The organism is Variovorax sp. 22077, assembly GCF_052044195.1.
In the GTDB taxonomy this organism is placed as follows: Bacteria; Pseudomonadota; Gammaproteobacteria; order Burkholderiales; family Burkholderiaceae_C; genus Variovorax; species Variovorax atrisoli.
On sequence record NZ_JBQEQC010000005.1, the window covers coordinates 110,779 to 124,362 of the forward strand.

The window sequence follows — 13,584 nt, forward strand, 5'->3', positions numbered from 1 at the left end:
TAAGGGGCTGGGTGCCTTGGAGCGCATTGTCCTCGATCTAGGGTTAATACTGACATTCATCTAACATGTTAGTCGGCGTATAGTTCGATTCCAGCGCGGCAGCAGTCGTGTCTTCAATCCACAGGCATTCAGAACGGAGCAGTTCCATGGGTCTCGGTCTCACCGGCGTCATCCCTCCCCTCGTCACCCCTTTCACCGCCGACGGCAGCATCGACGAAGCGGCCTACCGCAAGGTCATCCGCTTCAATCTCGACAAGAAGGTCCACGGCGTGTGCCCCGGCGGCAGCACCGGCGAAGGCCACACCTTCACCGTCGACGAGTTCAAGCGCGTCATGGAAATCACCGCCGCCGAAGTGGCAGGCCAGGTGCCGATCGTGGCCGGCATCATCTCCAACAGCACCCGCGACGCGATCAACCGCGCCAAGGCGATCGCGCACCTGCCGGTCGCCGCGCTGCAGGTCACGCCGGTGCACTATCTCTTCAAGCCGGACGAGCAGGCCACCCACAATCATTTCAAGGCCCTGACCGAGGCGGTCGACACCCCGGTGGTGATCTACAACGTGGTGCCCTGGAACTACCTGAACCCGGCCCAGATGATCCGCCTGATGAAGGAGCTGCCCGGCGTGCAGGGCATCAAGCAGAGCCAGGGCGACCTCAAGCTCATGGCCGACCTGCTGCTCGGCGTTCCCGAAGGCTGCAAGGTGTTCTCCGCCGTCGATGCCCTGCTGTACTCCTCGTTCGCGCTCGGCGCCCACGGCACCATCGCCGCCACGCCCGCGGCCCTGCCCGGCGTCTGCGTGAACCTGTGGAACACGGTCCAGGCCGGCGACCACGTCAAGGCGCTGGAGATGCACAAGTCGATGCTGGCATTCTGGAACGCGCTGGTCGGCGACAACCTGCCTGCCAACATCAAGACCTCGATCACGCTGCAGGGCTGCCAGGCCGGCCTGCCGCGCGCGCCGATGCCGGCCACCGGCGAGGAGCAGCGCAGGAAGATCGAGGCCGCGATGGAAGACGTCCTGCGCTTCGACGCCTGAAGCAGGCCCCCGCAAACAAGAAAGACAGGAGACATGAACATGAGAATCCAGCGTCGGCAGATCCTCGGCATGGGCGCCGCTGCAGCCTTGGGAACCACGCTGCTGCCGGCCGCGTGGGCACAGGGCTTTCCGGCCAAGCCGATCACGCTCGTCGTGCCCTTCGCGCCGGGCGGCAACACGGACATCGTGGCGCGCACCGTCGCCGTCGCCCTCGGCAAGGTGCTGGGCCAATCGGTGATCGTGGACAACCGCGCCGGCGCCGGCGGCTCGATCGGCGCGATGCAGGTCTCACGCTCGCCGGCCGACGGCTACACGCTGCTGCTGTGCGGGGCCGGCGTCATCGTCACGGTGCCGGAGATGGTCAAGACCAGCTACAGCCGTGCGAGCTTCGCGCCGCTGGGGCTGGTCAACAAGAGTTCCATGGTGCTGCTTGCGCGCAAGAACGAGACCCGCTTCAAGAACTTCAAGGAGTTCGCCGCCTATGCGCGCTCCGGCGACGGCAAGGTCACGGCGGCGCACTCCGGGCCCGGCACGCCCAACCACCTCGCGCTGCTCCAGCTCGAGAGCCTGCTGAAGGCGAAGTTCACGACGGTCAGCTACAAGGGCTCCGGCCCCGCGCTGGTGGACGTCATCGGCGGCCAGGTCGACGTGCATTTCGACCAGGTCACCAGTTCGCTGCAGCACGTCAAGGGCGGCGCGCTGCAGGCGCTGGCGGTCCTGGGCCCGACGCAGGACCCTTCCCTGCCCGGCGTCCAGACGGTCGCGGAGCTCGGGTTCGGCGACATCGACGGCACCACCTACGTGGGCGTGCTCGCACCGGCGGGAACACCGAAGGACATCCAGGACAAGCTGGCCGCGGCGCTCGCGCAGGCCGTGAAGGACCCGCAGACCGTGGCGAGCGCACGCGAACTCGGCAGCGTCGCGCTCTCGAGCACGCCGCAGGAGTTCGCGCGGATCCTCGACGCCGAATACGCGCTGGCCACGCAGGCCACGCGGGACGGCCGCCTCAAGGTCGACTGAAGACCGCGCTTCCTGCGCATCGCGGGCCGGATGCCCGCCAATGCGCCGGAGGCTCTCGCAGATTCATCCATTCGCACGGTGCGGCCCCGCCGCCACCGGCGCACGGACGCGCCCGCACGCAGGGGGCGCTCCATAGAGCAAGGCAGACAGCAACGTGAAGAAGATCCTCAACGACCCTCAGGCCTACGTCGACGAAATGCTCGACGGACTTTGTCTGGCGCATCCGGAGCTGGCGCGGCGCGGCGAAGGCGGCCGCGTGGTGGCCAGGCGCGGCGGCGCCGTCGCGGGTAAGGTCGGCATCGTCACCGGCGGCGGTTCGGGCCACCTGCCCGTCTTCCTCGGCTACGTGGGCGAAGGCCTGCTGGACAGCTGCGCCGTCGGCAACGTGTTCGCCGGACCGCGCATGGACGACTGCATCGAGGCGATGCGTGCGGCCGACGGCGGTGCCGGCGTGCTGCAGCTGTACGGGAACTATGGCGGCGACCGCATGAACTTCGAGATGGCCGCCGAGATGCTCGAACTCGAAGGCATGAAGACGGCCTCGGTGCGCGTGTCGGACGACGTCGCGAGCGCGCCGCCCGAGCAGCGCGAGAAGCGCCGCGGGGTGGCAGGCCTGGTGCTCGTCTACAAGGCCGCCGGCGCCAGGGCGGCCGCGGGCGCGACGCTGGAGGAGGTGGCTGCCACGGCGCGCAAGGCCAACGACGCCTGCCGCACGATCGGCGTCGCGCTCACGCCTTGCGTGGTGCCGGAGTCCGGCAAGCCCTCGTTCGAGATCGCCGACGACGAAGTGGAGTTCGGCATGGGCATCCACGGCGAACCGGGCATCTGGCGCGGTCCGCTCAAGACCGCCGACGCCCTGGCCGACGAGATGCTCGAGCGGGTGCTGCCCGAACTGGCGGTCTCGCGCGGCGACCGCCTGGCAGTGCTGGTCAACAGCCTGGGCGCCACACCGTCCGAGGAGCTCTACATCCTCTATCGCCGCATCGCGACCGTGCTCGCCGGGCGCGGCGTCGACATCGCCTTCTCGCTCGTGGGCCGCTACGCCACGTCGATGGAAATGGCCGGCGCCTCCCTCAGCGTGATGAAGCTGGACCCCGACCTCGAGGCGCTGCTGGCGGCGCCCGCAACCTGCCCGTTCTGGAGCGTGCGCTGATGCTCGATGCCATCGTCCTGGCCCGCGCGGTGCCGCGCTGGTGCGCCGCCATGCATGCCGCCGCCCCGGAACTCAATGCCCTCGACGGCCGCCTCGGCGACGCCGATCTCGGCGCCACGCTCGACAAGTGCGCCACGCTGATGGAGCAGGCGCTGCCCGAGCTGCCCGACTCGCTCGAAGGCATCTTCAAGCGCTGCGCGCAGGCCTCGGCGAAGGCCTCCGGCTCGAGCTTCGGCACGCTGCTGACCGTCGCGCTCATGACGGCCGGCAAGCACTGTGCCGGCAGGGAGTCGCTCTCGACGCCGGACGTCGCGGCGCTGCTGTCCGAAGTGATCGCGACGCTGTCCGCGCGCGGCGGCGCCGCCCTCGGCGACAAGACCGTGCTCGACGGGCTGGATGCGATCCAGCGCGCCCTGTCCGGTGCCGCGGCCGATGCTCCCGCCCTCGCGCTCGCCGGCGCGGCGGTGCGCGAATCGCTCGATGCATTCCGCGACAAGCCCAACCGCATGGGCCGTGCCCGCATGTTCGCGGACAAGACCATCGGCCTGGACGACCCCGGCATGGTCGCGCTGCTGCGCATGGTCGAGGCGCTCTGACGGCACCCGCCCGCGCCCCTCGCCAAAGAAAAACGAACACGGAGACAGAACGACATGCTCGGACAAGTGATCGTCAGCGGCCTCGCCATGGGCTGCATCTACGCGCTGATCGCGCTCGGCTACGCCTACGTCTGGAACACGATGGCGATCGTGAACTTCGCGGCCGGCGAGTTCCTGACCTTTTCCGCGTTCGTCTTCGTCGCCACCTTCACGACGAGCATGCACCTGCCCTTCTGGCTCGCTGCGCTGCTGACCGCCGCGGTGATGGCGTTGCTGGGGGCGCTGTTCTCGCGGCTCGTGTTCGCCCGGCTGCAGCGCCAGAAGGCGCTGGTGGCCATCATCGCGACCGTGGGCTTCGGCATCTTCCTCAAGGAGATGGCCCGCATCATCTACGGGCCCGAGCCGCTGCTGTACGCCAGCCCGTTCGGCGACGGCGTGATCGACGTGGGCGGCCTGCGCATTCCGGTGCAGCAGCTCGTAATCATGGTCATCGTGGTGCTGGTGATGGTGCTGCAATACCTGGCCCTGCGCTACACCACCATCGGCAAGGTCATGCGCGCCACCGCGCTGGATCGCGAGACCGCCCAGCTCATGGGCATTCCGGTCAACCGCGTGCTGGCCGGCACGTTCGCGTTCTCCTCGGTGCTGGCCGCGCTCGCGGGCATCCTGCTTGCGCCGCTGTTCTACGTGACGACCGAGATGGGCACGCTCGTGGGGCTGAAGGGATTCGTCGCGATGATCATCGGCGGCTTCGGCAGCGTGCCGGGGGCCATCCTCGGCGGCGTCCTGCTCGGGGTGATCGAGAACGTCGGCGCGTTCACCATCTCCTCCACCTACAAGGATGCGATCGCGTTCGGCGTGCTGCTGATCTTCCTGCTGCTGCGCCCGCAGGGGATTCTTCCGGAACGCAACGCCGACCGCGCCTGAGGACTCCACCATGCACAACACCTGGATGCGCCCCCTGGCGTGGGTCGCCGTGCTCGCCGCACTGGCGCTGCCGATCACACTCGATCTCAACATCTACTACCTGCACGTGCTCAACCTGGCGTGGATCTTCGCGATCGCCGCACTGGGCCTGCAGGTGGCAACCGGCATCACCGGGCAGATCGTGCTCGGGCAGGCCGCGCTCGTGGGCTTCGGCGCGTATGCGACGGCGCTGCTCATGATGCGCCTGTCGCTGCCCTGGTTCGTGGCGCTTCCCGCCGCCATGCTGCTGAGCGCCGCCGTGGGCGTGCTGCTGGGCGCGGTGAGCACGCGCATCAAGGGCCACTACCTCGCCATCGTGACGCTCGCGCTCAACGAGATCTTCCGCATGGTCGCGCTCAACGAGGAAGCCCTCACCGGCGGGCCGATGGGCATGCGCGACATCCCGACGCTGAACATCCCCGCGCTGGGCGATCACATCGACAAGCAGCTGTACTTTCCGCTGCTCGTGCTGAGCCTGGCGGCCTACGCCGCGATGGTCTGGCTCCAGCGCTCGCGCATCGGCCGCGACATGCGTGCGGTGCGCGACGACGAGATCGCCGCCGAGGCCATGGGGGTCGATTCGCGCCGCGTGAAGACCATCGCCTTCGCGGTGTGCAGCGTCTGGGCATCGCTCGCAGGCGGCCTCTACGTCCTGCTGGTCGGGTTCGCGGCACCGAACAACTTCACGGTCTTCGAGAGCATCAAGATGATGCTGATGGTGGTGCTCGGCGGCCTCGGTTCGATCGCCGGCACCTTCCTTGGCGCGGTGGTGATCACCGTGCTGCCCGAGGCACTGCGCGGCCTCCAGAGCTACTACCTGGCCGCGTTCGGCATCGGCGTGGTGGCGATCCTGCTGCTTGCGCCGCGCGGCCTCGGCGTGGTCGGCGACTGGCTGCTCGGCGCATTCCTGACGGGCCGGCGCGAGCCGGTGGGCGAAACGCCCGCCGCGCCGCTGAACCTCGGTGCGGCCGCCTCCGCCGCGAGCGCGGCCTTGGCCGGCCGCACGCCGGTGCCCGTGAGCGGCGAACCCCTGCTCCAGGTGCGCCGCGTGTCGCGCAGCTTCGGCGGCGTCAAGGCCCTCGACGACGTCGCCTTCGACGTGCGCCGCGGCGAGATTCTCGGTCTGATCGGCCCGAACGGATCGGGCAAGTCGACCATGATCAACGCCTGCTCGGGCACCGTGGGCGTGGAAGGCGGCATCGAACTCGCAGGCGAGCGCATCGACAACCATGCGCCATGGGCGATCCACGCGAAAGGCGTGGCCCGCATCTTCCAGAACGTGCGGCTGTGGGAATCGATGACGGTGCTGGAGAACGTCATGGTCGCGTGGCAGCCGCCGAAGGGCGCGTCCGGCCCGCGCGAAGCGCTCTGCCGCACGGCGGCGCTCGAAGCCCTGGACAGCATGGGCGTCGCGCACCTCGCATACCGGCGCGGCGGCGACCTGTCCTTCGGGCAGAGCCGGCTGGTGGAGATGGCGCGCGCGATCGTCAACAGGCCCCGCCTGCTGCTGCTCGACGAGCCTGCCGCGGGACTGCGCGGCGGGCTGATCCTCGAACTCGCGCAGATCCTGCAGCACCTGCGCGCGCAGGGCATGTCGATCCTCGTGGTGGAGCACCGCATCAAGCTGGTCATGAACATGTGCGACCGCGTCGTGGTGCTCAACCTGGGCCACAAGATCGCGGACGGCGCGCCGGCCGAGGTCATGAACACGCCGGCAGTCATCGAGGCCTACCTGGGCGAACGCGTGCCCGACGAGACCTCGCCCCCGCTCGCCGCCCAGCCGGTGGCGGGCTGAGCCGCCGGCCCCGCGCCCTTCCCGTTTTCGTTCCCTCTCAGATCAATGCGCACCGCGCCATCCACTGGAGACAAAAGCATGAAGAAGACCACCGTTCCCTCGTCACGCCGCGCATGGATCGCCGCAGCGTCGCTCGCGCTCTCGCTGCCCGCGATGGCCGATGCGCTCATCGGCGTCTCTCTGCCGCAGACGGGCCCCAAGGCGCTCGTCGGGCGCAACTTCAAGCAGGGCGTGGAGCTCGCGGTCGCGGAGATCAATGCCGCGGGCGGCGTGCTGGGCAAGCCGCTGGAGGTCGTGTTCGAGGATGACCAGGGCGACAACCCGAACGGCGCGATCAACGCGGTGAACAAGCTGATGCAGGTCAGCAAGGTGCCGGTGATGATCGGCCCCCACTACTCGGTCACCCAGATGGCCACGCAGAAGACCTACTGCAACGGCAAGGTGGTGTCGCTCACCGGCGGTACCTCGGTGGCCATCACGCACAGCGGCTGCAACTACGTGATCCGCACGCGCTCCGACGACGACGTGCAGGCCAAGGCGCTGATCGCCTATGCCCAGAAGGAACTCAAGGCCGGGGAGAAGACGGCCATCTTCTATGCCAACGACGACTTCGGAAAGTCGGGGCAGGCGCGCGTGGTCGCCCAGATGGCTTCGCTGGGGCTGAAGCCCGTCGCCGTGGAAAGCCACAACCCCAGCGACAAGGACTGCTCGGCGCAGCTCGCCAAGCTGCAGAAGGCCGGCGCGGAGCTGGTCATCCTGTGGGCGCACGACACGGATGCGGCGCTGATCCTGCGCCAGGCCAAGCAGTTCGGCCTGCCCTTCAAGTTCGCGGGCGCCGTGCTGTCCGAGGAAGCGTTCCTCAAGCTGGCCGGCAGTGCCGCGGAAGGCTCGATGAGCGCCTCCTACTTCGTGCCGACGGATCCCAACCCCGCCGTGCAGGCCTTCGTGAAGAAGTACGAGGCGAAGTACAGGATGGCGCCCGACGTCTGGTCCGCCACCTACTACGACGCGACCATCCTCGCCGCCAGGGCCATCAACGAAGCACGGTCCCCCGACGTGGAGAAGATCCGCGAAGCGTTCTCCAGGGTGAGCTACAGCGGCCTGCTCGCGGACTACAAGTGCGACAAGGCCGGCGACTGCAACCGTCAGGTCAACATCGTGGAGATCAAGGGCGGTCAGCCGGTCGTTCGCTCGGCGGTGAAGTTCTGAGCCCCGGCGCAGCGAGGAACCCCATGATGCAAGCAGACCTGCCGCGTGCCATGGTCACCGAACGGCCCGAACTCGAGCTCTCGCACGTCGACGTGTTCTACGGCAAGGTGCAGATCCTGTTCGACCTGTCGATCCGCGCCTATGCGGGCCAGATCGTCGCGGTCATCGGCGCGAACGGCGCGGGCAAGTCGACCACCCTGAACCTGATCGTTGGCCGGCTCAAGGCCGGTGCGGGGCGCGTGGAATTCGCAGGCCGGGACATCGGCGGGCTTTCGGTGGAGCAGATCGTGGCATCGGGCATCGCCTGCGTGCCGCAGCGCCGGCGCATCTTCTCCACCCTGAGCGTCAGGGAGAACCTGGAGGTCGGCGCCTATGTGCGCCGGCGCGACAAGGGCGCGGTCAGCGCCACGCTGGACGAGATCTACGAGCTGTTCCCGGTGCTCAAGCGCAAGGCCGGCGAAATGGGCGGGGTGCTGTCCGGCGGAGAACAGCAGATGCTGGCGATCGCGCGCGGCCTGATGGCCGGTCCCCGCATCCTGCTGCTGGACGAACCGTCGATGGGCCTGTCGCCCAAGCTCACGACCGAGATGTTCCTCGACATCCGCCGTATCGCGCGCGCCGGCCGCACTGTCGTGATCGTCGAGCAGAACGCATTCGCGGCGCTGAGCGTGGCCGACCAGGGCTACGTGCTCGAGGGCGGGCGGATCGCCCTCGAAGGCTCCGCCGCGCAGCTGCTGCACGACGACCATGTGCGGGACGCCTACCTCGGGGCCTGACACGACCACCCATCAGAGACCATGGCCTTTCACCAGACACTCGCCCAGACTGCAGCCGCAGTCGAGTCCCTCATGCCCGAGTTCCGCGCGATCTTCGGAGATCGCGCCGTCACGTCCGCGGCGGTGCGGGCGCACCACAGCCATGGAGAGGGCCTGCCGGACCCCGGCCAGCCCGACGTGGTCCTGTTCCCGCTGAGCAACGAGGAAGTGGCGGCAGCCCTGAAGCTGTGCCACCGCGAGGCGGTGCCGGTCATCGCCTTCGGCAGCGGCACATCGATGGAGGGCCACGTCGCGGCGATCCACGGCGGCGTCTGCATCGACGTATCGCGCATGGACCGCGTGCTCGAAGTCTCCACCGAATCGATGGACTGCCGCGTGCAGGCGGGCGTGACGCGCGAGCAGCTCAACGAGCACCTGCGCGCCAGCGGACTTTTCTTCGCGGTGGACCCCGGCGCCAACGCGTCGCTGGGCGGCATGGCCTCGACGCGGGCCTCCGGCACTGCCGCGGTGCGCTACGGCACCATGCGTGAAACCGTCATGGGCCTGACGGTGGTCACACCCGACGGGCGCATCGTGCGTACCGGCACGCGCGCGCGCAAGTCGGCCTCGGGGCTCGACCTGACACGGCTGTACGTCGGAAGCGAAGGCTCGCTGGGGATCATCACCGAGGTGCAGCTTCGCCTGTTCGGCCTGCCGGAGCACGTGGTGGCGGCCGTGTGCCAGTTCGACAGCCTGCGCGCGGCCATGGACACCGTGATCGCCACCCTGCAGCTGGGCGTGCCGGTCGCGCGCATCGAGCTTCTCAACGACGTGCAGATGGACGCCTGCATCCGCTACTCGAAGCTCGACGAATTCGAGCCCCGCCCCACCCTGTTCATCGAGTTCCACGGCAGCGAGAGCGCCGTGGCGGAACAGGTCGCGACCGTGGAATCGCTCGCGCTCGACAACGGCGGCAGCGGTTTTCGCTACGCCCACCGGCCCGAGGACCGCTCCAGACTGTGGAAGGCGCGGCACTCCTGCTATCACGCCAACCTTGCGATGCACCCCGGCTGGAGCTCCATGGGTACGGACGCATGCGTGCCCATCTCCGCGCTGGTGGAATGCATCACCGAGACCGAGGCCGCCATCCGTGAAAGCGGCCTGTACGCGCCCATCGTCGGCCACGTGGGCGACGGCAACTTCCATCTGGGCATCATCTACGACGACACCGATCCTGCGGCACGGCGCAAGGCGGAGGCCCTGGCCGAGGACGTGGCGCTGCGCGCGATCCGCCTTGGCGGCACCTGCACCGGCGAGCACGGCGTCGGCCTGCATCGCATCGGGCAGATCGAGATCGAGCATGGCGAAGCCATCGATCTCATGCGCGACATCAAGCGCGCACTCGATCCGCTCGGCATCATGAACCCCGGGAAGATGCTGAGGATGTAGACACCTCGCGGACGCTCAACCCCGGCTGGGGAACCACGAACCGCCCGACGGCGATGTTCCCTGCGGCGAAGACGACACGCAAGGTGAGTCTTTCTCCTGCCTTCACGCGAATCCCTTGCACGAGCAGCCGCTCCTTGCCGTCGGCCTTCGCGTCATGGGTGAGTGCCGCACCCCCATGAACCCGGGTGAGCTTGCCGACCGCGCCTTGCGCGGACAGCGGCTCTCCATGGTCGCTGGGGTAGAAGTACACGCCTCTGGCGCCCTGCACCAGCTCGAAGGAGGTCTCCCCTCCCTCGTTCATGATTCCGCCATGCCGCGGCGGCCAATCGCCGTGCGCCCAGGCCGTGCGGCCGACGACGCCCGGGAGAAGAACGAGGACGACCGCGAAGACGCCCTGAGCCAGTGGCATTCGAAGCCCCCGGCCCGGCGCCCGCACGGACGCGGCGATCCGCCGCATGCGATCGGCCGCTGCGCTCATGTGCTCAATCGGCCGGACATTCGAGGCTGCCCGCGCGAGGATTGGGATATTGCTGCCCCGGACCGGCCCCTTGCGCCGGCAGGCCGTAGACAGCCTTCATCGCCGCGTTGTCGACAGGCCGGACGCCATCCTTGTCGTAGACCCACGCATCGAAATAGTTGGTCGGGTAGATCTGCGGAACATCCAGGGTCGACAGCAGTTCCTTGAGCTTCGGTTGATCGTCGACCGAATAGGCGTAGTGCATCCCGTAGGTCAGCGCGAAGGACTGGCCGTTGGCTGCACGCGAGTTGAGGTGGTGCGGCATGAAGGTCTTCACACCGAACGCCGGTATCACCGTGCGGGCCTGGTAGACCATGCGGGACTCCGGGCCGCCCTGCCAGATGTCGAAGCCGTCGAGGCCCGCGTCCTTGATCGCGGACTTGAGATTGGCCAGCGGTGAACCGTAGGTCGTCGTGGTGCTGACCCCCTGCCCGTCGACGGTCGTCACCTTGCGCGGCGTCGTCAGGTCGGGCCCGCCCGCACCGCTGTCGGAGGTGTACCAGCTCAGGACCTTGCCGCTTCGGGTCTTGACGGTGAAGAGAAAGCCGAAGGTCTCCGGGCCGCCCGTGCCGTTGCTGTACTCGTCGCAGTCCACGCTGTGCACCCATCGAACCGCGCGCACGGAGGCGAACTCGCCGAGCTTGATCACCTCGCCGCCCTTCAGGCCCACGCATTGCTCCGCGGGAATGCCCTTGCTCACCAGCGTCGCGCATTCGGCAGGAGGCGCGTAGACCATCTTCCCCGTCTGCTTCGCCCACTCCGGAAGCTGCACCGAGTGGTCAGGGTGGATGTGGCCGAGCAGGATCACGTCGACGGAGAGCTTCGAGGCGGCGTCGGCATCCTTGCCCAGCGGGGGAACGGGAGAAGCGACGAGTGCATCGAGAGCCTTCGTCACTGCGGCCGGGTTGGCGTCCCTGCCGCTGTTGACCACTTCGCCATCGAGCAGCACGCCCTTGTCGCCGATCTGGTAGTGCCAGTTGGTGATGCCGAACCAGGTCATCCGCGCGAACTCGGGTGCGCCCTTCAAGGGGTCTTCGGGCGGGGCGGGTGGCGGCGGATTCGAAGCGTCGGGGCCTTGCGTTGCGCCACCGCCGCTGCTGCTGGGAGGAACGCCCAGAAAGCCCCCCGACCCGCCGCCGCTGCTTCCGCCGCACCCCAGCAAGGATGCGCACACGACGCCGGCCGCGATCGCAAGAACGCGTTTGGAATATTTCATCTGTTGTCTCCGTCTTTTGGCTGCTGCATGCGAAGGAACTCGCATGGCGCGTGGAGGCTACTTGCGTGGTGCTGTCAGTTGGCTGTCAATTCCGACGAGGGAAAACCCACGCGCGTGCCCCTTCGCCGCCGACGCAGACTCGTCCCGTCCCAGCCACTGCTTTCGCACTCTTCAGGTCATGCGTCGTCTTCTTCTCGTCTTGTCGGCATGTGCGTCATGCCTGATGAACGGCTGCGGGCAGGAGGACCACCGAACGCCGACACCGCCCCTTGCCCCCTACGCTGGAGAACAGTCCAGGACGGCAGCGTCGCCGGCTTCCGCTGCGAAGCCTTCGTCGTGCGCAGGGAACATCCGGCTTTCCGGCGTGGTCCAGTCGCGGGACCGCAGCTACGGCATCGCGCTCGTGTCGCTCGACGGCGGGAGCGCGATGCCGCTGCAGAAAGGGCAGGACGTGGAACCGGGCGCCACGATCGCATCGATCTCGCGCGACGCGGTGCTGCTCGATTGCGGCGGCGGCAGCATGCTCGAAGTGGCGCTCCAGGAGGCCGCGGTCGGGCCATCCGGCACGAGCATGCAAGCCGTCTTTCGCCAAGCCACCGTTGCTGCCCCGGTCGTCACTGCGCGATCCGCGGCGCAGCCCGAGCTGATCGAGATGGCCCACCGGGAACTCGAGGCTCCGCCGAGCGACTGAAACCTCCGCCCTCGAACTGACGGACCATGCTGATCCGGGTATGCATGGCAGAGGGCATGCGACCAGCCAGGCGGGGCTTCAGCGCCGAGGCGTCAGCGGCATCTCGCGCGGCATGCCACGCCGGCCTTTCAGAAGCGCCATGCGTCCCTCCGGCGTGATGCCGGTGACGACCGCACGCGGAATGAAGCGCTCGCCCGTGCGAAGGATCACCGGCGGCTCGGTCTGGGCCTCCAGCAAGGAGGCACTTCTCAGCGCCAGGATGCAATCGATGTCTTCAGGCTTCGAGCACACCGCGGGCAGCGTCTGCGTCGACAGCGCTTCGAGCAGATTCAGATAGTTCGCCGCACGCAACTGACGTGCCGTGGGTCTCTTACGCATCATGGGACTCGATCGCCTTGCGCGCGGGCAGATCGCGCTGCCGGCTTCTGGCAGCAGCCGATGGGCGGGTCCTGAGGGTCTTGGGCATGGCGGACTTGGTGGAGGCTTCGAACAAGGCAGGGCCGGAAATGAAGGGAGAACCGGCCAGGGTCGGGATGAGCTTGGCTTGTCTTGAGCCGGCGTCTCGATGTGTTCAAGCTAGGCCGTTGTCAATGCAGCGCTTGTAGGACTCTCCGCAGTGATGCGGTGGTTGAGACGCTCGCGCTTCGTAGCCGCCGCCGTGCGCGGTCAACGCAGCAGGCTCTCCAGCGATTGCGCATACAGCGCCGTCTCCTCGGGCGTCATCGCGTCCTCGAGCTCGGCGAGTTCCAGTCGTTCGTAGTCGTGGGAGACCCACTCGAAGAGGTGCGATGGAGGACTGCTCGCCAGGTCGCTGCGGTCGTTCCATGGCGCGAGGCGGGCTGCGGCGCTGCCGAGCATCCGCTGCAGATGCAGGGCACGCGCCACGCGCACCGACGCAGCCAGCGGCGAATCGACCAGTTCCGTACGGCAGTGCTCCCAGTTGGCCTCGCACGACCTCAGCCGGCGGCAGGCGATCACCGCCTCGGGCGGCGACATCGCACCGCCCCCATGCATCTGCCTCTGGCGATGGAATTCGCAGAGGATGCGCGCATAGGCCAGCCGCTGCAGAAGCAGCAAGGCGTGGGTCAATCGGTTCGCCATGACACCGGATTTCGCGATCGATCGTGGCCGCACCGGGTAGGACGTGGCGCAGAGCGCAGGCCCGTCTTGCCGCACGATG

Annotated in this window: 14 protein-coding genes; 10 read left to right on the top strand and 4 right to left on the bottom strand. The window is 68.2% G+C overall.

Annotated elements, in window-relative coordinates; translation table 11 throughout:
* Positions 1-146: 146 nt before the first annotated feature.
* From ACTJLF_RS08885 to ACTJLF_RS08925, 9 genes are all read left to right on the top strand, one after another.
* The gene (locus ACTJLF_RS08885; protein ID WP_019655277.1) at positions 147-1,037 is read left to right on the top strand and encodes a dihydrodipicolinate synthase family protein; all 891 of its coding nucleotides are present in this window, start codon (positions 147-149) and stop codon (positions 1,035-1,037) included.
* A 39-nt stretch (positions 1,038-1,076) separates the two neighbouring features.
* Positions 1,077-2,057, top strand: a complete 981-nt coding sequence (locus ACTJLF_RS08890; RefSeq protein WP_240650095.1) for a Bug family tripartite tricarboxylate transporter substrate binding protein — start codon at positions 1,077-1,079, stop codon at positions 2,055-2,057.
* Positions 2,058-2,211: 154 nt separating this feature from the next.
* Complete coding sequence (locus ACTJLF_RS08895) at positions 2,212-3,210, top strand: dihydroxyacetone kinase subunit DhaK (RefSeq protein ID WP_440882909.1); 999 nt, start codon at positions 2,212-2,214, stop codon at positions 3,208-3,210.
* Positions 3,210-3,806 (top strand): DAK2 domain-containing protein, encoded by a 597-nt coding sequence (locus ACTJLF_RS08900; protein ID WP_132752601.1) that lies wholly within the window; start codon positions 3,210-3,212, stop codon positions 3,804-3,806. Before ACTJLF_RS08895 ends, ACTJLF_RS08900 begins: the two co-directional genes overlap by 1 nt.
* 54 nt (positions 3,807-3,860) lie before the next feature.
* A complete protein-coding gene (locus ACTJLF_RS08905; RefSeq protein WP_019655273.1) occupies positions 3,861-4,733 on the top strand; it encodes a branched-chain amino acid ABC transporter permease in 873 nt (290 codons plus the stop codon).
* 10 nt (positions 4,734-4,743) lie between these two features.
* On the top strand, positions 4,744-6,567 hold the full coding sequence (locus tag ACTJLF_RS08910; protein ID WP_440882910.1) for a branched-chain amino acid ABC transporter ATP-binding protein/permease: 1,824 nt from the start codon (positions 4,744-4,746) through the stop codon (positions 6,565-6,567).
* A gap of 78 nt (positions 6,568-6,645) precedes the next feature.
* Complete coding sequence (locus tag ACTJLF_RS08915) at positions 6,646-7,776, top strand: ABC transporter substrate-binding protein (protein ID WP_440882911.1); 1,131 nt, start codon at positions 6,646-6,648, stop codon at positions 7,774-7,776.
* A gap of 23 nt (positions 7,777-7,799) precedes the next feature.
* A complete protein-coding gene (locus tag ACTJLF_RS08920) occupies positions 7,800-8,552 on the top strand; it encodes an ABC transporter ATP-binding protein (protein WP_019655271.1) in 753 nt (250 codons plus the stop codon).
* Between the two features lie 21 nt (positions 8,553-8,573).
* Positions 8,574-9,980 carry an FAD-binding oxidoreductase gene (locus tag ACTJLF_RS08925; protein ID WP_019655270.1) on the top strand — a complete coding sequence of 469 codons (1,407 nt, stop codon included), beginning with the start codon at positions 8,574-8,576 and terminating at the stop codon, positions 9,978-9,980.
* Here the strand turns inward: ACTJLF_RS08925 and ACTJLF_RS08930 are convergent.
* Together ACTJLF_RS08930 and ACTJLF_RS08935 are read right to left on the bottom strand one after the other, a co-directional pair.
* On the bottom strand, positions 9,949-10,458 hold the full coding sequence (locus ACTJLF_RS08930) for a hypothetical protein (RefSeq protein WP_440882912.1): 510 nt from the start codon (positions 10,456-10,458) through the stop codon (positions 9,949-9,951). The genes ACTJLF_RS08925 and ACTJLF_RS08930 overlap by 32 nt on opposite strands.
* A gap of 4 nt (positions 10,459-10,462) precedes the next feature.
* Entirely contained in the window at positions 10,463-11,524 is a 1,062-nt protein-coding gene (locus ACTJLF_RS08935) for an MBL fold metallo-hydrolase (protein WP_019655268.1), read from the bottom strand.
* Between the two features lie 412 nt (positions 11,525-11,936).
* Between ACTJLF_RS08935 and ACTJLF_RS08940 the strand changes: the two genes are divergently transcribed.
* Complete coding sequence (locus tag ACTJLF_RS08940) at positions 11,937-12,404, top strand: type II secretion system protein N (protein ID WP_440882993.1); 468 nt, start codon at positions 11,937-11,939, stop codon at positions 12,402-12,404.
* A 78-nt stretch (positions 12,405-12,482) separates the two neighbouring features.
* Here ACTJLF_RS08940 and ACTJLF_RS08945 read toward each other — a convergent pair whose 3' ends face one another.
* Both ACTJLF_RS08945 and ACTJLF_RS08950 read right to left on the bottom strand, forming a co-directional pair.
* Positions 12,483-12,755: a hypothetical protein gene (locus tag ACTJLF_RS08945; protein WP_019655266.1), complete on the bottom strand. Its 273-nt coding sequence runs from the start codon at positions 12,753-12,755 to the stop codon at positions 12,483-12,485.
* A 315-nt stretch (positions 12,756-13,070) separates the two neighbouring features.
* Complete coding sequence (locus tag ACTJLF_RS08950) at positions 13,071-13,481, bottom strand: hypothetical protein (protein WP_440882913.1); 411 nt, start codon at positions 13,479-13,481, stop codon at positions 13,071-13,073.
* Between the last annotated feature and the right edge of the window lie 103 nt (positions 13,482-13,584).